Source organism: Devosia pacifica (genome assembly GCF_014652635.1).
Classification (GTDB): Bacteria; Pseudomonadota; Alphaproteobacteria; order Rhizobiales; family Devosiaceae; genus Devosia; species Devosia pacifica.
Genome location: NZ_BMZE01000005.1, coordinates 12,529 through 32,500 on the forward strand (window position 1 = coordinate 12,529; position 19,972 = coordinate 32,500).

Consider the following 19,972-nt stretch of genomic DNA (forward strand, 5'->3'; position numbering starts at 1 on the left):
CTAGCAACGGTGACTTATACGTCAACTGCCATACGTTAACGTTCGCGTCAGATTGCACGCAGGCCCGGCTCAGAATGCCCCAGATTGACGCTTAGGGAAGCAGATGCCATCATTTCGGCCTGATCATCTCGATGCGGCGAAGATCGCTGGGATGTTTTGAGGAGGATCATTGATGGCGCAAACGAGCCCCGGCGACAGGCGGCAATGGGAATCCAGCTATCCGGACGGTATTGAATGGTCGACCCCGCTCGATACGCGTCCCGTGCATGTTCGACTGATTGAGTCCTGCGCTAGAACACCGAGCGCCACTGCTCTCGATTTTCTCGGCTACAAGATGAGCTATCGGTCGCTCGGTCGACAGGTCGAGAACCTCGCCGCATCGCTTCAGCAGCAATTTGGCGTCAAGAAGGGTACCCGGGTCGCTCTGTTGCTCCCGAACACCCCCTTCTACCCCGTCGCGTATTTTGCAGTGTTGATGGCAGGCGGCACAGTCGTCAATTGCAACCCGCTCTACACCGTTCCAGAGCTTGAGCATATCGTGGGCGATGCAGGTGCGGAGCTGCTGATCACCATCGATCTCAAGCAGGTGTTCCCAAAGGCGGAAGCCCTGCTCGAGCATGGCACGGTCAAATCGGCCATCGTCTGCGAGTTCGCGACAGCACTGCCTTTGGTGAAGCGGCTGATGTTCTCGGCGTTTCGCCGCGATGATCTGGCGGATGTCGACGCTGCCACCACTGCCGACAAGCTGACGAAGCTATCAACGCTTATGGGGCAGAACAACAAGCCGGCCCCAGTGGAAATTGATCCGCTCGAAGACATTGCCGTGCAGCAATATACAGGTGGCACGACTGGAACGCCGAAAGGCGCGATGCTCAGCCACGCCAATATCTCAGCGAACATGTCTCAGCTTGAGCTGTGGGGAGACGGGCTGTTTGCGCCATCGGCCAAGGTGGTCGCAGTCCTGCCGTTCTTCCACATCTTTGCGATGACCGTGTGCATGAATTTGCCGCTGATTACCGGCTGCCAGGTGATCATGCTGCCCCGGTTCGAGCTCGCGCCGTTCGCAAAGCTCCTGCGCCGCACAAGGCCCAACATCTTGCCGGCAGTACCGACGCTGATTGCGGCGATCGCGCGGGCCAAGGGGATCGGCGCCGACGAACTGCAAAGCATAGAAGTGGCCATCTCCGGCGGCGCACCGCTCTCACACGAGGTGCGGGACGAGTATGCGAAAAAGTCCAGCACACTTCTTGCCGAAGGGTACGGGCTGACAGAAGCATCGCCTGTCGTCTGCTGCGCTGCGCTGCGCAATCCATCGAAGCCGATGTCCATCGGCTTGCCTATCCCCGGAACGGATGTCCGCTTTGCTGACATCGACAGCGGCGAAATCGTCGAACCGGGGGCAGATGGCGAATTGCAGGTGCGCGGACCTCAGGTCATGTCTGGCTATTTCGGTGACGAGGAGGCAACTGGCGAAACGCTTAAGGACGGCTGGTTGCGAACAGGTGATGTCGGTCACATGGACGAGGATGGGTATGTTTTCCTCGTTGATCGCATCAAGGATCTTATCATCTGCTCCGGCTTCAATGTCTATCCGCGCACCATTGAGGAGGCACTGGCTGAGCACGAGGCGGTGGAGGAAGTCACGGTCATCGGCGTTCCTGACAGCTATCGCGGCGAGGCGCCCGTCGCCTACGTGAAGGTGCGCGAAGGCCATTCACCCAAAGAGAGTGAACTCAAGTCCTATCTGTCGGACAAGCTGAACAAGGTTGAAATGCCGCGAGAGATCATCTTCAAGGAAGAGCTGCCGAAAACGCTGATCGGCAAGCTCTCCAAGAAGGAACTTCGGGCCGAGCATGCCGAAATGAGGGACAGGACGCGTGAACAAGCCTGAAAGCGACGGCCGCGACCTGTTCGCGATTGCCGAGCTTGCCCGTGAGTTCGAGATTTCAACGCGGACAATACGGTTTTACGAAGCCAAGGGCCTGCTGCAACCGCAACGTGTCGGTTCGACCCGGGTCTTCCGCCGCCGCGACAGGGCACGGCTGATGCTGATTCTCAGGGGCAAGCGGCTCGGGTTTTCACTTCGCGAGATTTCCGATTATCTGTCGCTTTACGATGCCGATCGCGACCAGCAGATTCATCTTCTCGCAGAAAAAGTCGATGAACGTCTGAGCCTTTTGGAGCGGCAGCTCGAAGATCTCGAGACCACCATTACCGAATTGCGAGAGATCCGCCGGCTGGCCGCAGAGCGCATGGCGCTCAACAACGATTAGGTCGCGGGAATCAGCGCTAGCACCTCATCGAGCTGCGCAGCTTCGTCCGCGGGTTTGTCCCAGCGGATGCGGCTGATACGCGGAAACCGCAAAGCGACGCCAGACTTGTGGCGGCCCGATTTCTGCGCACTATCGAAAGCCACTTCGAAAACGAGCTGTTTCCTGACTTCGCGTACTGGTCCAAAGCTACCCGTGGTGTTCCCCCGGATCCATTTATCCAGTTGGCGCAACTCTTCATCGGTGAAGCCGAAATAGGCTTTTCCGATCGGCACCAGTTCACCGTCTAGCCATGCGCCGAAGGTGTAGTCCGAATAATATGACGAGCGCTTGCCGTGCCCGCGCTGCGCATACATCAGCACGGCGTCGACAATATTCGGGTCCCGCTTCCACTTGTACCACTCACCCTTTGGCCGGCCCGGAACGTAAACTGATTGCCGGCGCTTGAGCATAACCCCTTCATGCCCGTTCTCGTCCGCGCCGCGCTTGCGGATCCCAGCAAGCTCCTGCCAATCGGCAAATGGCACGATCTGTGACAGGTCGATGCGCTGCTGCGGATTACGGGCAAACCACGCCTCGAGCATCTTGCGGCGCTCCGTCCATGGCAGAGCGCGAATGTCCTCGTCACCATCGAACAGCATGTCGTAGGCGCGGATGAATGCGGGGTGCTTCACCAGCATCGGCCCGGTCGGGGTCTTGCGGTTGAGGCGCTGCTGAAGATCATTGAACGGGGCGGGGTCAAAACCCTCTCCCACCAGCAATTCGCCATCGAGAACCGCTCTCCCGAAAACCGACTCGACGATATCGGGAAACGCGCCGCCAATGTCGTCTCCAGTGCGCGAAAACAGCGAAACGCCGTCCGCCCCCATCACCAGCTGCACGCGGATACCATCCCATTTCCACTCTGCCGCAAAGTCCGCCGGATCGAGCGTTTCAAGGTCTTTGGCCTCGTCAACGGGATTGGACAGCATCAGCGGATGAAACCGCGAAGCGGGATCCACCTGCGGCGCCTCGGCCTTATCTTCAAGCCAGTCGAACAGCTCCTGATAGGGCGAAGATATACCGTGCCACACCTCTTCGACCGCCTGCACGTCCTTGCCGCCCATCTGCGCCAGCGCCGTCTTTGTCAGCCGTGCCGACAACCCGATCCGTAGACCGCCCGTAGCAAGCTTCACCAGTGCCCAGCGCTCGTTGATCTCGGCGCTCGTCAACAGCGAGGCGATAAGATCCGGGAGATCCTTCTTGCTTGTTGTGTTGAAGAGTTCGATCAGTTCGGCAAGGCTTGGTAATTCGTGGCTTTTAGCGTGATGCGGCCAGATCAGCGCAATTGTCTCACCGAGATCGCCGACATAATCGTAACTCAGTGCAAACAGATGCGGATCGACTTCTCGCAACACGGTCTCCTTGAGGAGAGCCGGCTTGACGTTCTTGAAGGTTAGGGCGCCCGTCAGCACTGCAAGCGCCAGTCCTCTGTCCGGGTCGGGCGTCGCCCGGAAGTAATCGACCAGCGCCTCAAGCTTTCTGTTGCGCGATGGCGTGAGGGCAAGCAGCTCCAGCAATTGCGCGAAACGCTTCACGCTGCGTCCTCCCCGCCTTCGTCCTCAAATCCCTGGATGTTGAGCGGTTCGGCCGCAAGGCCCTGCTGGCGGCAATAATAGACCAGGGCATCCTCGCGCCCATGTGTCACCCAGACTGTCTCTGCTTCAGTTTCCGCAATGGTCTGAAGCAGCTCGTTCCAGTCGCAATGGTCGGAAATCACCAGCGGCAGCTCGACGCCTCGCTGCCGGGCGCGTTGCTTGACGCTCATCCACCCTGACGCCATCGCCAGGACCGGATCGGGCAATCGCCGGCTCCACCGGTCTTTCAGCGCCGAGGGCGGCGCAATCACCACCTGCCCTGCGAGATCTGCCTTGCTCGCCTCAGTCGCGTGGCCCAGATCGCCAAGCGCGATGCCGCGCTCCTGGTAGAGCTCGCATAGCCGGATCATCGCGCCATGCAGGTATATCGGCGCGTCGTGGCCGGCATCGCGCAGCAGACCAATGACCCGCTGTGCCTTGCCGAGCGAGTATGCCCCAATCAGATGCGCGCGCTCGGGGTTCCCGGCGACTGATGCGAGCAATCGTGCAGTCTCTCGCTCAGCCGGTGGATGCTGGAACACCGGCAGCCCGAACGTCGCCTCGGTGACCAGCAGGTCGCATTTCACCAGTTCGAATTCCTGAGAGGTGCGATCCGGCAGCCGCTTGTAGTCGCCGGTGACCACCACCCGCTGGCCCGCCTGTTCGATCAGCACCTGAGCGCTGCCGAGAATATGGCCTGCCGGATAAAAGGTGATCGTCACATCATCGATGGCCAGCGCCTCGCCGAAATCGAGCGGCTGGAATTTTCCGGCGCAATCCTCTCCGTAGCGCGCCTTCATGATCGCGATCGTGTCTGGCGTGGCAAGCACCGACCCATGCCCGGAGCGGGCGTGGTCGGCATGACCATGCGTGATGATCGCGCGCTCGCGCGGCGTTGCGGGATCGATATAGCTGTCGATCGACCGGATGTGCAGTTGGCTGTCTAGAATCTGTTGCGGCATTTCGCTTGCAAACGCTTCAACAGCGTCACCGGTTCATGCCGCTGAGACTTGTCAGCGCAACCGTGCTCAGGCACGACCGTTGTCGAACCAAAGCAAGGAGCCAGTCATGCGCCGCTCGTCCCATCCGGCAGGCACTGTTCACCGGCTGAATATCGACAGCCAGCACCTCACAGGCAATCCGCTCGGCGACAATCCTGTCCGCATTGTCGATGTCTATGTGCCGCACGGTCATGACGGTGACGGCCTGCCCTTATTGGTCGATCTTGTCGGCTTCACTGCCGGCGGCCCGGCGCATACGGCCTGGAAGAACTTTGGCGAAAACGTTCCGGAACGCCTCGACCGTCTGATCGGGTCGGGCGAGATGCCGCCGGTGGTCGTCGCCTTCCCGGATTGCTTCACCCGGCTTGGTGGCAATCAGTATGTTGATAGCCCCGCGATGGGCAATTGGGAGAGTTTTCTCCTCACCGAAATGCTGCCCGCGGTCGAGGATCGCTTCCAGTGCGGTGGTGACGGACGCCGCGGCGTTTTCGGCAAGAGTTCAGGCGGCTACGGCAGCCTCGTCCACGCCATGCGGCACGCCGACATATGGGCTGCCGCTGCCAGCCACTCAGGCGATGCGGGATTCGAAAATCTCTATATTCCCGAGTTTCCCAACATCTTGCGCGCCATCGCGCCCCACGACAACTCGATCGAGGCCTGGTTCAAGACCTACGAAGCCAAGGACAAACCGGGCAATGACGATATCTCGGTCCTGCTGATTCTCGCTCAGGCCGCGAGCTTCGATCCTGATCCCGAGGCGTTTCTGGGCCTGAGACTGCCCGTCACCCTCGAGACCTGCGAACTCATCGAGGAGCGCTGGGCCAACTGGCTGGCATGGGATCCGGCGCTCATGGTCGAGGACAACGCCGACGCGATCGACAGCCTCAAGGGCTTCTTTCTCGATTGCGGCACCCGCGACCAATACAACATTCTGTATGGCACGCGCCGCATCCATCGCAGCCTCGAGCAACGCGGTGTTGCGCATCGCTACGAAGAGTTCGACGACACTCATTCAGGCGTCGACTATCGCATGGATGTCAGCCTGCCGTTCCTCGCCAAGACTTTGAGCCAGTAACCAGAGAGCCCTCAATGACCGCCATTCGCACCACCAATATGCCTGACGGAAGCGCCATGCCGGTTTTCGGACTCGGCACCTGGCACATGGGGGGCAATGCCTCAGCGTTCGCCGACGAGGTCGCCGCTTTACGCGCGGGTCTCGACCTTGGCGTTACGCTGATCGACACCGCTGAAATGTACGCTTCAGGCGGCGCCGAGCGTGTCGTCGCCGAAGCCATCAAGGGCCGCCGCGACGAGACCTTTCTCGTCAGCAAGGTCCTGCCCACGAACGCCGCCTACGACAAGACGATTGCCGCGTGCGAGGCCAGCCTCGAGCGGCTCGGCACCGATCACCTCGACCTGTACCTCTACCATTGGCCATCCGGCACGCCGTTCGAAGACACCATCCGCGCCTTCGAGGATCTCCAGCAGGATGGCAAGATCCTGCGCTGGGGTGTGTCCAATTTCGATGTCGATGAGATGGAAGCGGTGGAAGAGATTTCCGATGCCTGTCAGGCCAATCAGGTGCTCTACAATTTGATGCGGCGCGGCATCGAGCACGATCTCGTCGATTGGTGCGAAGCCCGGAGCATGCCGATCATGGCTTATTCTCCGCTGGAACAGGGTTCGCTGCTGAACGATACCATCGTTCGTGAAATCGCAGAGGCCCGCAACGCCACACCGGCGCAGATCGCTCTCGCCTGGATCCTGCGCAATCCGTCTGCTGTCGTCATTCCGAAATCCAGCAAGCCGGAGCGAATCCGCGAAAACCTAGGCGCCCTCGACATCGCGCTGTCTGACGAAGAGCTCGAGGCGCTCGACGACGCGTTCCCACCGCCCTCCGACAAACAATCGCTCGAAATGATCTAAAGCAAAGGGCCCGCAAAAATCTGCGGGCCCTTTTTTGCGTTACATGACCTTGCTGATCTCCAGCAGCCCATCGCGCTCGGCATTGGCCTTCTCGATAGCGCCGGCATTGCCCAGCACCACCACGTGCCCCTCGCGCGACAGGCTTTCGAGCGCCTCGGCCATTGCCGCAACGTCCGCGTTGCTGGTCGCCAGCACCTCGTCGCGGCGCTGCTGACGCAGGGCATCCGTCGTCCCTGTCAGCTGCCGCCACATCGAGCCATAGCCCTTGGCGTCAGGGAACTGGTAGGGGTCCATATCCCCGATCACCCCGATCATCGAGCGCGTCAGGTCTTCGGCTCCGATGCCGGCACGCAGCGCCTTCGCCGCCCCATCATAGGCATCGAGCGACTTGAGAATATTCGGGTCGCGATAGGACAGGAACGAGAAGTTGCCGGACACCGGATCGAACCGTCCGGAGCCGCCATACGCCCCACCCTGAACACGGATCTTGTCCCACAAATAGGTGGTGTTGAGGTATTTGAGGATAACCCGCGACGCGCCGGTCAGCTCATGCCCCAGCGCCTTGAGATTGGCGCCCTTGCCGACATAGTTCACCTGCGCCGGAATCGTCAGACCCTCGGAAACCCGAGGACGCAGCAGGTCCCAGTTTTGCGTGGCCACATCGGACATCGGCAAGTCTTTAAGGAACGCCTCAAGGCTTGGCCGCGCGCTCTGCCACAGATCCGGTTCGGTGCTGACATTGACCACCATTTTGGCCCGGTTGATCAACAGCGCGCGGATGCGCTCGAGGCTCGTGCGAACCGCGTCCCAATCGCTGTCGACACGTTTCGCCAGATCCCTGAGGAACCCAAGATATTCGATCCCGCCGGTGATTTCCGCGATAGCACCGGCTTCCGTCAGCGAGGATTTCAGCCGCAGATCGACGATTCCATTACCGGCCGGCACCAGCCGCGCCTCAAAGCCTGCCTTTTCTTCCAGCACCATCTGCTTGAAGCGCGGTTGATTGTCGAGCCGGGCATCGAGCAGCACATCGCGAAGGATCGCGAGCATCTCGTCGACCTTGTCGCCCACCGCCTTGCCGGACAAAAAGAACCACGCCGCGGTGCCGTCACCACCCTGGCGCGCCGAAACCGCGCGGTGCTGGGCAATGCCACCGGTCGAACGACCAATCCGCTGCGTCAGCCCAACGAAATCATCGGTGCTTGTACCCATTTGCAGCAGGGCCCGCCCGAACAGCGGCATGTACGGCAGCAGCTCGGCGTCCAACGCGTGCAGGTCGAACCCGAGGTCGAGATAGAGTATCCCGAGCGTCGTCAGATCGTGGGTGAACAACTGCGCCCCGGCGATTTCGCCGCGCTCGCTCGGCACCGTGCGGATCTCGCGCCGCAAATCTGCACGCGTCAGCGACGGGATCTTGGCCAGATCCTTCGGATCGTCGACACTCTCCTGCAGCGCCCGCAATTTGTCGCTGGTCTCGATGATCTCTTCGAGATCGGCGTCGCTCATCGTCTGCCGGATCTTGGCCAGCCGCTCCGCCTCTTGCGCTTCTTCGCGCGAACCCTGCTCCTCGTCGGCCGTCAGCGTCACCGTCACGCGGTGCATGTTCTCAAGGAAATACTTGCGGATCAGCGCTTCGAGATATCCTGATCCGGCCTTCTCCTTGATCGCCGCCAGAGCATCCTCGAATTGCAGCGCATCGAGCGGATCGCTTTCATATAGCCAGGTGCTCAGTGCACCGAACATCCAGGCAAGCCCGCGCGGGAACGATCCGGTATTGCCTTCACGCAGCGAGAATTCGAACGTGTTGAGTGCCGCCTCGATCGCCTTGGGATCGATTCCGTTGCTGGCGAGATCGCGCAGCGTATCGAGGATCAACGCCTCGACCTTTCCGGCATTTTCCGGCTCGACGCCCTTCAGCCCGAACGTCGCCATTGGCTGCATTAGGCTGCTCTGGATACCGCCGCCCATCAGCCCTTCGCCGAGGCCGGAATCGGTCAGCGCCTTGCGCAGCGGCGAGGCTGAAGTGCCTGCCAGCACATAGGACAACACGCCATTGGCAAGCGCTTCCTCGCGGTCGGCCGGCGCGTTGATCATCCAGTTGACGGTGACCATGCCATCGCGGCGCTTTTCGCCATCAATGCTGCCGGGATAGGTCGCCGCGATCTGCCGCGGCTCATTGAACCGGCCCTGCACGTCGATTGTCGCGTCGACATCGATCTGCTCGAACTGCGAGAAATACGCATCGAGAATATCGAGACGCTTTTGCGGATCGTCGTCACCCGAAAAGAACGCGCGCGCATTCGAGGGGTGATAGTACGTTTGGTGAAAGCGCTTGAACTTCTCGTAGGTTAGCTCCGGCATTACCACCGGATCGCCGCCCGAAGACTTGCCATAGGTCGTGTCCGGATAGAGTGCGCTCTGCGCCGTTTTGTGCATCACCGCGTCGGGCGACGACCACGCGCCCTTCATTTCGTTGAACACCACACCCTTGTAGGTCAGCGGCGCATCCTTGTTCTCGAGCTCGTAGTGCCAGCCTTCCTGGCGGAAAGTGTCCTCGCTGATCAACGGGAACAGGACGGAATCGAGATAGACATCAACGAGGTTGTAGAAGTCGGCCAGGTTCTGGCTGGCGACCGGATAGGCGGTTTTATCCGGAAACGTCATGGCGTTGAGGAAGCTGTGCATCGAACCCTTGAGGAGTTCGACAAACGGCTTCTTCACCGGATACTTGCGGCTCCCACATAACACCGAGTGTTCGAGAATATGGGCGATTCCGGTCGAATCGTCAGGCGGCGTCTTGAAGGTGATGCCGAACACCTTGTTCTCGTCATCGTTGACGAGGCTCACCACCTCGGCACCGGTCTTCTTGTGCCGATAGTGCCTCGCGAGCGAGTGGATGTCGTCTATCTTCTCTTCGCGGACCAGGTCGAAAGCGGCGTGATAGGTCATGTTCGGTACCGATAAATTCGTGCAATTGCATTCAAGGTAGGCACCGCCCACCGCTTTCGCCAGTGCCGACGCACCATCGCCGGCCCCGCTCAATCAAACGTGCGCGGAGCCGGAGGTCTTCTTTGTGTCTATTCAGATGTCGCCGCGGATGTTTGGCCGCACATCGTTCCTGTACCAGGTAGACAGCTCTTCCATCAGCTTTGGCTCGAACGGCGTCAGCTCGGTCGCAGCCACGTTCGATGCCAACTGTTCAGTCTTGCTGACACCGGCAATAACGCTCGACACCTGCGGATGATCGAGAATCCACCGCAGAGCCAGCTGCGCAAGCGGCGCGCCTTCAGGCAGCTTCGTCTTGAGTTCATCCACGAGATCGACGCCGGTCTCGAATGGCAGGCCGGCAAAGGTCTCACCCACGAAGAACTTGTCACCATCACGGTTGAAGTTGCGGTGATCAGCTTCGTCGAACGTCTGCGACTTGGTCATCTTGCCCGAGAGCAGCCCACTCGCCAGCGGCAGCCGCACGATAATGCCGACATTCTGTTCAGCTGCCCGCGGCAAGATCTCGTCGGCCATCTCCTGACGCAGCATGTTGAAGATGATCTGCAGGGTCGCGACGCTATCGCGTTCAAGGCAGATCTTGGCCTGCTCGACGGTCTCGACGCTGGCGCCGTAGTAGCGCACCAGCCCATCGCGCTGAAACTCCTCCATCCAATCGAAAATCGCGCCATCGCGCAGCACTTCGATGGACACGCAGTGCAGCTGCGCGAGATCGAGCGTTTCGACGCCCAGCCGCTTCACCGATCCCTCAAGGCTCTCACGAACCTTCTGCTTGCTGTAGGAATCTGGAAACAGCTCTCCATTTCGCCCCAGTTTCGTTGCCACCAGCACATCGGCATTTTTCGGATGCTTGCCGATCCGCGTTTCCGATTGTCCACCGCCATAGACATCGGCGGTGTCCCAGAAATTGACCCCGAGAGCGTTCGCCTGATCAAGAATTTCCGTGGCGGTCTGATCCTCAACGGGGCCGAAGCCGCCTCCAAGCTGCCAGCAGCCGAGCCCGATTTCGCTGACATTGTATCCTGTCTTGCCAAGCGTACGCTTCTGCATGACCATTCTCCTCATGATGTCTTGATGTCGTCTATTGTGCCGCCGGCTAGAGCGCGACTTCGAGCGCCTCGTCCACCGGCTCGAAATAGTCCGGATAGTCAGCAATGGTCTGGCTCAGCAGATGTTCCGCCCTGGCCAGATGATCGCGCATCGCTGCTTCGGATTCGGCGGCATCGCCATTCGACACTGCCGCGACGATTATCTTGTGTTCGGCGATCGCTCGCTGTTGCGAGGAGACGCCGAGCGTAAGGTAGCGCACACGGTCGAGCTGGATCTTGTGGTCCTCCACCAGCCGCCAGGCGTATTCGACCCCCGCAATACGCGCGAGCGTGCGGTGAAACTCTTCATCGAGCTCGTGAAAGCGATGAATTTCGCTCGCCTGCTCCTGCTCGGCGATCAGAGCGTTCAACTGATCGGCGGCAGCACCATCGGCACACAGCGCGACCCGGCGAACGATTTCCACCTCGATCGATTCTCTGATGAAGCGTGATTGACGCACTCCGTCGGGCGAAATCTTCTTGATCACCGTGGCGCGCTTTGGCCGGATCAGCAATAGCCCCTGCTGGGCGAGGCGAATGAACGCTTCGCGCACTGGCTGGCGCGAAATTCCGTAACGTGCGGCAATATCGCTTTCCGAAATGGCGTCACCCGGCCGGAGGCGAAGCGTAACGATCTCGTCGCGCAAAGCTGCAACGAGCCGGACGGCCATGGTCTCTTCGCCGGGTTCGCCTACGTTCATGCCGCTTTGCTCCTCTCCCCTGATGTTCATTCCGAGCACGGTTTGCCCGCTCTTGGTTCAGTTTGGCGGGTCAAACCGCTCAGCCCGGCTCTTATTGCGCCAATACATACCGTAAACCGCCATCTTTCGGTAGCGATTCTTGTATGGTAGATGAGCGCCGGGGTATCTGTGGCCTCTACCCAGCATTTTGGAGACGGGAGACTTTTCGAATGTCCAAGACCTACGCGCTTGTCGGAACAGGGGGACGAGCCCGAATGTTCTACGAGGCCATACTCGGTCCACACAGCGAACACTCCCGGCTCGTCGCATTGTGCGACACCAACCAGGCTCGCATGGACTATACCAACGGCGTTATCGAGAATGAACTTTCTGGCAAGGCCGTGCCGACCTACAAGGCCGCCGATTTCTCGAAGATGATCGCCGAGCAGAAACCCGACACCGTCATCGTCACCTCGATCGACCGCACCCACCACATCTACATCATCGCGGCTCTAGAAGCCGGGTGCGACGTCATCACCGAAAAGCCGATGACGGTCGACAATGAGAAGTGCCAGGAGATCATCGATACGGTCGAGCGCACCGGACGCGATGTCCGCGTCACCTTCAACTACCGCTACGCCCCGCACAATTCGGCCCTCCGCGAACTGATCGCCGAAGGCGCCATCGGCACTGTCACCTCGGTGCATTTCGAGTGGCTGCTGGATACCCGTCACGGTGCCGATTATTTCCGCCGCTGGCACCGCGACAAGCGCAATTCGGGTGGCCTTATGGTCCACAAATCCACCCACCACTTCGATCTCGTGAATTTTTGGCTCGGCTCGCAGCCGGACACGGTGTTCGCCATGGGCGATCTGAAGTTCTATGGCCGCGCCAATGCCGAGCAGCGCGGCGTCTTCACGCCGTACACGCGAACAACCGGCGTCGAAGCTGCGAAGGACGACAAGTTTGCCATCGATCTGACCGGCAACCCGGTGCAGAAGGGCCTCTATTGGGACGCCGAAAAGGAAGACGGCTACCAGCGCGACCAGAACGTTTTCGGTGACGGCATTTCAATCGAAGACACGATGAATGTCATGGTCCGCTACCGCAACAAGGCGGTCATGACCTATTCGCTGTATGCCTACGCACCGTGGGAAGGCTTCAACGTTGCCATCAACGGCACCGGCGGCCGACTTGAGCTGACCGTCCACGAGACGTCCTACATCAACGCCGGCTCGACCTCCGACACCGAAGGCGCAGCAAAGGGCGTCACGCTGTATCACTTCCCGCTGCACGGCGAAGCGCGTCAGGTGCCGGTCAAGCAAGGTGAGGGTGGCCACGGCGGCGGCGACAAGATCATGCTCGAAGAGATCTTCGGCAACGCTGAGCCGCGCCCCGGCTATGGCGCCAACCATCGCGACGGCGCCTTGTCGATCCTTACCGGCATTGCCGCCAACAAGTCGTTCAACACCGGTCTCCCGGTCGATGTGAATACGCTCGTCAAGCTCTAGGATTATTGCGGACGCCGGAAGCTGTGGATCATTTTGATCTTTTGTGGACCGGCGTCCGCGCTTGCACGAATCGTCGAGAGATCGTGCTATAGGCTCCGTTTAGGAAACCCTGAGCGTTCGCCTCTCCCGCTAGATGCGAGCGCATCCCCAGCCGGAGACAGTATGCAGGTCGCCATCGATATGGGCACTGCGCAGCAAGCGCGCCCAGCCGAGCTCGATCTTGAGGAACTGCTCGCCACACGGCTTCTGGTGCAAGGCAATTCCGGATCGGGCAAGTCGCATCTCTTGCGGCGGCTTCTGGAACAGAGCGCCCCGTGGGTGCAGCAATGCGTAATCGATCCCGAAGGTGACTTCGTCACGCTTGCGGACAAGTTCGGCCATGTGGTCGTCGATGCCGCGCGCACCGAACATGAGCTGACGCGCATCGCCGGCCGCATCCGTGAACATCGCGTCTCCGTCGTGCTCGATCTCGAAGGGCTTGAAGTCGATCAGCAGATGCGCGCCGCCGCAGCATTTCTCGGCGGTCTGTTCGATGCTGATCGGGACTTCTGGTATCCGGTGCTCGTCGTCGTCGACGAGGCGCAATTGTTCGCGCCTGCAGCCGCCGGCGACGTTTCCGATGAAGCACGAAAGCTCTCGCTCGGCGCCATGACCAACCTCATGTGCCGTGGGCGCAAGCGCGGTCTGGCGGGCGTCATCGCAACGCAGCGGCTTGCAAAACTCGCCAAGAACGTTGCCGCCGAGGCGAGCAACTTTTTGATGGGCCGCACCTTCCTCGATATCGATATGGCGCGGGCTGCTGACCTGCTCGGCATGGACCGGCGCCAGGCAGAACAATTTCGCGATCTCGAGCGCGGACGCTTCATCGCCCTCGGCCCGGCTCTTTCGCGCCGTCCGCTGCCGATCACCATCGGGCCGGTGGAAACAGCCGCGCGCTCGACCAGCCCAAAACTTACCCCCTTGCCGGAAGCGCCGGAGGACGCCGAGTCGCTTCTCTTCGCACCGATCGCCGAGCCGGTCCGCAGAACACCACGCCCCGCGCCACCGCCGCCACGCCCGACCGACGACATCATCGAAGAAGTCGCGCGTCCGCAATCTCCAGAGCCCGCACCTTCGAGCCTCTTTCCTGAAATCGATGCGGCCGAGCGCAATGCGATGATCGAGGAGGTCATGCACCAATTGCTGGACGATCCGGATTCCGGCTTCCGGACCACGGCGGTGCTCTATCAGGATTTCCTCGTGCGTTGCCGCATTCGGCGTGTGCCGGGCGAGGCACCATCGCTTTCCTCGTTCAAGCGCAAACTTGCGATTGCGCGCGCCGGCGCCGAGGGCACCATCGCCGAAGATCCGGCCTGGCAGCAGGCGCTCAAGCTTTCAGAGAGTCTTACAGACGACCTTCAGGGCGTGTTTCTGGTTCTGGCGCGCACTGCGCTCGCCGGCGCCCCCTGCCCGTCCGATGCCACCATCGCGCGCATATACGGTACCCATTCGTTAACGCGCGCACGCCGACTGGTTACATATTTCGAGGAGCGGGGGCTGCTGGTGGTCCGCATGGATCTTCGCGGCGGCCGCATTCTTGCTCTGCCCGATCTCGGCTGCGAGACAGCCCCTGGTGATCCCGCCGGGCCCGATAGCGAGGACATGGGCCGGGCGGCAGCGGAATAGGCGCATTTTCATCGCCCGCAATTGGGTACTAGCAAAGCGCCATCTGCGGGCAAGCCATTCCAATGCGCTGGATGAATAGGCACTGCAGTAGACTCGTTTTTCGTCCTTGGCTGAGGCAAAACACAGCAGATTTATCAGGAGGATTATCGCTCATGCGCCTCACCGCAATCGCGCTTGCGTTTACTCTCGGTCTTGCCGCTCCCGCCATGGCGCAGCAATCCGAAACCCGCCCACTGGTCGACGCCAACTGGTTGATTGACCACGCCGGCGACGAAAACCTCGTCATCCTCGACATCCGCGACAACATCGAAGGCACCGATCTCGGCGGCACGCCGTATATCGCAAATGCAGTCGTTGCGCCCTACGGCTCGGCCGGCTGGCGTACGGAGATCGATGGCGTACCGGGCAAGCTGCCCGCAATTGAAGACATCACCGCGCTGATCGGCAGCCTTGGGATCGACAATGATGATCATGTAGTGATCGTCCCGTGGGGCACCGATTCCTCGGAGTTCGGCGGCGCAACGCGCGTCTACTGGACCTTCAAGTATCTCGGCCACGAGGATGTCTCGATCCTCGATGGCGGCTGGCGTCAGCTGAGCGCCGCCGGCGGCGAATTCGTCGCCGAAGCGACGCAGCCTGAGCCCGCCGAGTTTACAGCTGACCTGCAAGAAGACCTGCTCGCAACGACCGAAGAGGTTGAGGCCGCGCTCGAAGACGGCATCGCGCTCGTCGATGGCCGCCCGGTCGAGCAGTACGAGGGCCAGAGCAAGAGCCCCGTCGTTGCGACTGCCGGCACTATCCCCGGTGCCGTCAACATTCCTCATAGCGAAGTCTACAGCGCTGACTACGCTGCGTTCGCGCAGCCTGAGACTGTCGCTTCGCTGACAGAGGCCGTTGGTCTTGCTGCCGACGAGGAGAACATCGTTTTCTGCAATACTGGCCATTGGGCCTCAATCGCCTGGTTCGCCATCAGCGAAGTGCAGGGCAATCCCAATGCCAGCATGTATGATGGCTCGATGTCGGAATGGACGCAGGACCCTGCGCATCCTGTAGAGTAAATCTGAACCGATTTGATCATCGGGCGGGCGGGGCGCTGTCCCGCCCGCTTTTTCATAGAGATCCTAAATGAGCGACATCGCAACGCCCGCCCCCAACTACCTGCCCGCAGCCACGTCCGATCGCCTGCCGGCGATGGTCGCAGCGGCCATGCTGTTGATCGGATTTTTTGCCATCACGCTGCTGGTGGATCTTCGTCAGGCGAGCCTGTTCCTCGTCGGTGGTGGGCTGGGCGCGGCGCTGTATCACGGCTCGTTCGGCTTCACCGGCGGCTGGCGCCGCATGGTGGTCGAGAAGCGCGGTCGCGGCATGCGCGCCCAGATGCTGATGATCGGCGTCGCCGCCATCGCCATGCTGCCACTTCTGGCCGCAGGATCTCTCGGTGGCCAGGCCCTCGTTGGCGCGCTGGCGCCCGTCGGCGTATCGGTGGTAATCGGCGCTGCAATCTTCGGGCTCGGCATGCAGCTTGGCGGCGGATGCGGTTCCGGCACCCTGTTTACCGTCGGTGGCGGCTCCTCCCGCATGCTGATCACCCTCGTCTTCTTCATCGTCGGCGCGGTTATCGGCACGGCGCACCTGCCTTGGTGGCTGGCCCAGCCCTCGCTGCCGCCAATCGATCTGGGTCGCCAGTTCGGCCCGGGTCTTGCCATTGCAGCAACGATTGCCGGCCTGGCGCTCGTCGCGCTCATCACGGCTCTTGTCGAGCGGCGCGCCCATGGTGATATCGAAAAGGATGTCGGGCCGCGTCGCCCGGGCTGGACCTGGCTGCTCTACGGGCCGTGGCCGCTGGTGGGTGCCGGTCTCGTTCTGGCGATCCTTAACGTCGCGACTCTCTTGCTTGCCGGCCACCCGTGGTCGATCACCTATGGCTTTGGCCTTTGGGGGGCAAAGATCGCCGACGCGATCGGTATCCCTGTTGCGAGCTGGGAGTTCTGGACATGGCCGGCACAAGCCAGCGCTCTGAACAGTTCGGTCCTGACCGACAACACCTCGGTGATGAATTTCGGTATCATCCTCGGTGCCGGCCTGTCGGCGGCGCTTGCAGGCAAGTTCGCTCCCAAGGTCAAGGTGCCGCTGGCATCATTTGCCGCCGCAGCGATTGGCGGGCTGCTGATGGGCTATGGCGCTCGCCTGTCCTTCGGCTGCAATATCGGGGCACTGTTCTCCGGCATCGCCTCGGGCAGTCTTCATGGTTGGGTGTGGTTCGCCGCTGCCTTCGTCGGCTCTTTCGCCGGCATCTATGTTCGGCCGTTATTCGGCCTTGATGGGTTGAGCCGCAAATGAGCACGACACGCAATACCGTTCTGTTCGGCGCAGCCCTCGCGGCAACCACAGCGGCTGTGGCAGTCGATCACTTCACCCATCCCCCGGCTCCGCCCGCTGCAGTATCTATGGTCACGGCCGATGCCCCGTGCGCAGCCGGCGCACCTTGTGCAGCCGGAGCTCCAAGCGCCGCGCCCTGCGCTGCAGGAGCGCCGGCCCCGGTGGCAGCCCCCTGCGCCGCGGGTGCTCCTGTCGCTCCCTGTGCAGCAGGCGCCCCTTGCGCCGCTGGTGCGCCACTCGCGCCACCACCGCCGGCACCGGCCCAGCCACCGGCTGAAACAGATCTTGCCGCGCCGCCCCCGCCGCCTGCGGCTCGACCCGAGCCCGAGGCCGATGAGGCAGCCGCTCCTTCCCTTGCGCCGCCACCGCCACCTCCGGCCACCCCGCCGGCAGATCAGGCCGAATCGCAACTCGCACCGCCACCGCCGGCTCCCTTGCCGATGCCCGAAAACGGCGAAACCACCAGTTCCCCTGTCAGTTCCGATGACTGAGGAGTCTCCGAACCGTGCTCTCGAGGAAGTCGCCTATTGCGAGGCCTTGCTCGCCAAAGGCGGGCTGACAGTTACAACCGAAACCCTGCGTGATCAGCAGGGGCTGACGATGTGGACGCACTACCCCGAAGGTGAAGTTTTCGACCCGGAAAGCGGGGGCCAGTGGTTTTACCATTGTCATGAAGACTCTTCCCAAAAGGGCGAACACGGCCACTTTCATTGCTTCGTCCGTCCCGATGGACGTGACGGACCAGTCCATCATCTGATCGCAATTGGTGTTGATGCGCATGGACGTTTGGTTCGGTTGTTCACCGTCAACCAATGGGTCGTCGGCGACACTTGGCTCGCGGCAGAACCGACGATAGCCCTGCTTGAGCGCTTCAACATCGAGATGCCGCGGCCGTCCTATCTGGTCAATCGTTGGCTGACCGCCGTGGTAAGAGCTAACGAGATGGAGATCGCCGGTCTCATCCGAGAGCGGGACGCGGCCCTCGCGGCATATGTGCCGAATGACGACATGCCCGTGCACGAGGACCGCTCGCTGGAAGTAACCTCTGAACTGAAGTTTTAAATTGAGAATGCGCCCGGTTATATGATCGGGCATGATCAGTCGGGAGAAAGTTGCGTCATCGTTCGCCACAGGCCATTAGGCCCCGCATCCTGGCCGCTCAACTGCTCCAGCCCTGGTGCTGACCTCCCCGCGGCCAAGGCCGCCAAGCCTGCCGCAGCAGCGCCCCGCAGCGCGATGAGCGGCTCGGCTGGACTGGTGACGCTCAGGTGTTCGCGGGCACGGCCTGTTACCTAGGCGACGTGCACGGCCTTTAGAAAATGGCTGCGGGATCTAATGGCGGACCAGCGTCAGGATGGCGCCGTGCCCCATGTTTGCCCGGACCCGGGCGCGACGACCATCTGGGAGCGCTGGGATGCCGTACAGGCGGATGGAACGATCTACGATCCGCAGATGAACTCGTACAATCACTACGCCTATGGCGCGGTGTGACAATGGCTGCTCGAAGGCGTTGCCGGGTTTCGGCCCGCCCCCGAAAAACCGGGGCTTGAAACCATTGTTTTCGAGCCGACGATTCTGCCCGCCCTTTCACCGGTACACGCGACGCATGACAGTCCGCGAGGCATGGTCTCGGCAGCGTGGAGCGTTGAGGGTGACCTGGTTCGCTACGACCTCGAAGTCCCGGATTCATCAAGCGGGCTTTTGAGGTTGCGATCAGAATACCGCAATACCCGTCTTGACAACAAACCCATAGACACGGGGAGGGATCATGGTCTCTCGCCCGGTCGGCACGTCGTCACGTTCAATTACACCGAGACCCCACGCGATACGGCTCGTGGTCCAGACATCAATGCGCGTACGCCCTGATGGCATCTGCCGCAGCACTCTTCTCAAAGGCCGCGGCAGAAAACGCTGCTAGAACTCGCTCCATTCCTGCTTTAGCGCAGTATTGCCGCTGACAGCGTACAAGCGATCCTGCTCGGGCGCACGCTTGGGCTTTTTTGCCGGCTGAACGGGGGAAGCCGTGTTGGTCGTAAACATTGCGACCATGTGGTCGAGATCCCGCGCACGCTCCTCTGTCTGATCGATCGTCGCATTCATCTCTTCGACCAAAGCGGCATTGTGCTGCGTCATCTCATCCATTTGGCGTATGGCAACATTGACCTCGGCGATGGCACCCGCCTGCTCCTGATTGGCCTCGGCGATCTCTTGGATCAGGTGAGCGTTCTGCCTGATCTGGCCTACCATGAATTCGAGCTTGCTGGCGGCCGCGGCAACCAGCTTGCTGCCATCGACCACTTCACCGCCTGATCGATCGATCAGCGCCTTGACCTCTGATGACGCATTTGCAGCCGATTGCGCCAGACGACGTACTTCGACCGCCACCACGGCAAATCCCTTGCCGGCGTCGCCGGCCCTTGCGGCCTCCACAGAGGCATTGAGGGCCAGCAAGTTCGTTTGGAACGCGATATCATCGATCATCCCGATGATCTTGGAAATCTTGGCGGATGAAGCGGAAATCCGCTCCATGGCCTCGCTCGCCTCCCCCATCACCGAACCGGTTTCATCGGCCGAGCGCGTCGCCATCTGCATGCCTGCGCTCGCCGATTGCACCCTGCCCGAGTTCGCAGTCACACGTTCAGACAGTTGCTCGAGCGCAGCAGATGTCTCCTCGATTGCAGCCGCCTGGCGCGTTGTGCGCTCGGCGAGATCATTGGCACCGGTCAACAGTTCACCAGTCGCATCACGCGTCTGGGCCGATGTCTCGCGCAAGCGGGAAATGATTTCGGTTATCTGGTGCACTGTTTCATTATAGGCGCGGCGAACTTCA

General features: G+C 61.1%; 15 protein-coding genes and 2 pseudogenes (1 of these 17 cut by a window edge). 11 read left to right on the forward strand and 6 right to left on the reverse strand.

The window, feature by feature from the left end; genetic code table 11:
- Positions 1-172: 172 nt before the first annotated feature.
- Together IE127_RS18455 and IE127_RS18460 are read left to right on the forward strand one after the other, a co-directional pair.
- Positions 173-1,891, forward strand: a complete 1,719-nt coding sequence (locus IE127_RS18455; protein WP_189427279.1) for a long-chain-fatty-acid--CoA ligase — start codon at positions 173-175, stop codon at positions 1,889-1,891.
- A complete protein-coding gene (locus IE127_RS18460; protein ID WP_189427280.1) occupies positions 1,878-2,273 on the forward strand; it encodes a MerR family transcriptional regulator in 396 nt (131 codons plus the stop codon). Before IE127_RS18455 ends, IE127_RS18460 begins: the two co-directional genes overlap by 14 nt.
- Here IE127_RS18460 and IE127_RS18465 read toward each other — a convergent pair.
- Both IE127_RS18465 and IE127_RS18470 read right to left on the reverse strand, forming a co-directional pair.
- Positions 2,270-3,847 (reverse strand): cisplatin damage response ATP-dependent DNA ligase, encoded by a 1,578-nt coding sequence (locus IE127_RS18465; protein ID WP_189427281.1) that lies wholly within the window; start codon positions 3,845-3,847, stop codon positions 2,270-2,272. The two genes, IE127_RS18460 and IE127_RS18465, sit on opposite strands and share 4 nt — an antisense overlap.
- Positions 3,844-4,848: a ligase-associated DNA damage response exonuclease gene (locus tag IE127_RS18470; RefSeq protein WP_189427282.1), complete on the reverse strand. Its 1,005-nt coding sequence runs from the start codon at positions 4,846-4,848 to the stop codon at positions 3,844-3,846. The genes IE127_RS18465 and IE127_RS18470 overlap by 4 nt, the downstream gene beginning before the upstream one ends.
- Before the next feature lie 106 nt (positions 4,849-4,954).
- Here IE127_RS18470 and IE127_RS18475 point away from each other — a divergent pair, with 106 nt between their 5' ends.
- Positions 4,955-5,962 carry an alpha/beta hydrolase gene (locus IE127_RS18475; RefSeq protein WP_189427283.1) on the forward strand — a complete coding sequence of 336 codons (1,008 nt, stop codon included), beginning with the start codon at positions 4,955-4,957 and terminating at the stop codon, positions 5,960-5,962.
- Between the two features lie 14 nt (positions 5,963-5,976).
- Positions 5,977-6,813 carry an aldo/keto reductase gene (locus tag IE127_RS18480; RefSeq protein ID WP_189427284.1) on the forward strand — a complete coding sequence of 279 codons (837 nt, stop codon included), beginning with the start codon at positions 5,977-5,979 and terminating at the stop codon, positions 6,811-6,813.
- Positions 6,814-6,852: 39 nt separating this feature from the next.
- On the opposite strand, the gene IE127_RS18485 is transcribed toward IE127_RS18480, so the two are convergent.
- From IE127_RS18485 to IE127_RS18495, 3 genes are all read right to left on the reverse strand, one after another.
- Positions 6,853-9,762, reverse strand: coding sequence for an insulinase family protein (locus IE127_RS18485; RefSeq protein WP_189427285.1), 2,910 nt, complete (start codon positions 9,760-9,762; stop codon positions 6,853-6,855).
- Positions 9,763-9,894: 132 nt separating this feature from the next.
- On the reverse strand, positions 9,895-10,869 hold the full coding sequence (locus IE127_RS18490; protein WP_189427286.1) for an aldo/keto reductase: 975 nt from the start codon (positions 10,867-10,869) through the stop codon (positions 9,895-9,897).
- Positions 10,870-10,915: 46 nt separating this feature from the next.
- The gene (locus IE127_RS18495; protein ID WP_189427287.1) at positions 10,916-11,608 is read right to left on the reverse strand and encodes a GntR family transcriptional regulator; all 693 of its coding nucleotides are present in this window, start codon (positions 11,606-11,608) and stop codon (positions 10,916-10,918) included.
- A 209-nt stretch (positions 11,609-11,817) separates the two neighbouring features.
- Between IE127_RS18495 and IE127_RS18500 the strand changes: the two genes are divergently transcribed.
- From IE127_RS18500 to IE127_RS19985, 7 genes and pseudogenes are all read left to right on the forward strand, one after another.
- Positions 11,818-13,098 carry a Gfo/Idh/MocA family oxidoreductase gene (locus IE127_RS18500; protein WP_189427288.1) on the forward strand — a complete coding sequence of 427 codons (1,281 nt, stop codon included), beginning with the start codon at positions 11,818-11,820 and terminating at the stop codon, positions 13,096-13,098.
- Positions 13,099-13,260: 162 nt separating this feature from the next.
- Positions 13,261-14,763, forward strand: a complete 1,503-nt coding sequence (locus IE127_RS18505) for a helicase HerA domain-containing protein (RefSeq protein WP_189427289.1) — start codon at positions 13,261-13,263, stop codon at positions 14,761-14,763.
- A gap of 152 nt (positions 14,764-14,915) precedes the next feature.
- Entirely contained in the window at positions 14,916-15,821 is a 906-nt protein-coding gene (locus IE127_RS18510) for a sulfurtransferase (protein WP_189427290.1), read from the forward strand.
- Positions 15,822-15,888: 67 nt separating this feature from the next.
- Positions 15,889-17,103, forward strand: a complete 1,215-nt coding sequence (locus IE127_RS18515) for a YeeE/YedE family protein (RefSeq protein WP_189427291.1) — start codon at positions 15,889-15,891, stop codon at positions 17,101-17,103.
- Between the two features lie 522 nt (positions 17,104-17,625).
- Positions 17,626-18,204, forward strand: coding sequence for a DUF6969 family protein (locus IE127_RS18520; RefSeq protein WP_189427292.1), 579 nt, complete (start codon positions 17,626-17,628; stop codon positions 18,202-18,204).
- Positions 18,205-18,404: 200 nt separating this feature from the next.
- Positions 18,405-18,458 (forward strand): annotated as a pseudogene (locus IE127_RS19935) (hypothetical protein); the annotation flags it as partial.
- A gap of 70 nt (positions 18,459-18,528) precedes the next feature.
- Positions 18,529-18,861 (forward strand): annotated as a pseudogene (locus IE127_RS19985) (alpha-L-rhamnosidase-related protein); the annotation flags it as partial.
- Between the two features lie 195 nt (positions 18,862-19,056).
- On the opposite strand, the gene IE127_RS18535 reads toward IE127_RS19985, so the two are convergent.
- Positions 19,057-19,972: the 3' portion of a methyl-accepting chemotaxis protein gene (locus IE127_RS18535; protein ID WP_189427293.1), read on the reverse strand. It continues 851 nt past the right edge of the window; only the last 916 of its 1,767 coding nucleotides appear in the window; its start codon lies off the right edge, out of view; it ends in the stop codon at positions 19,057-19,059.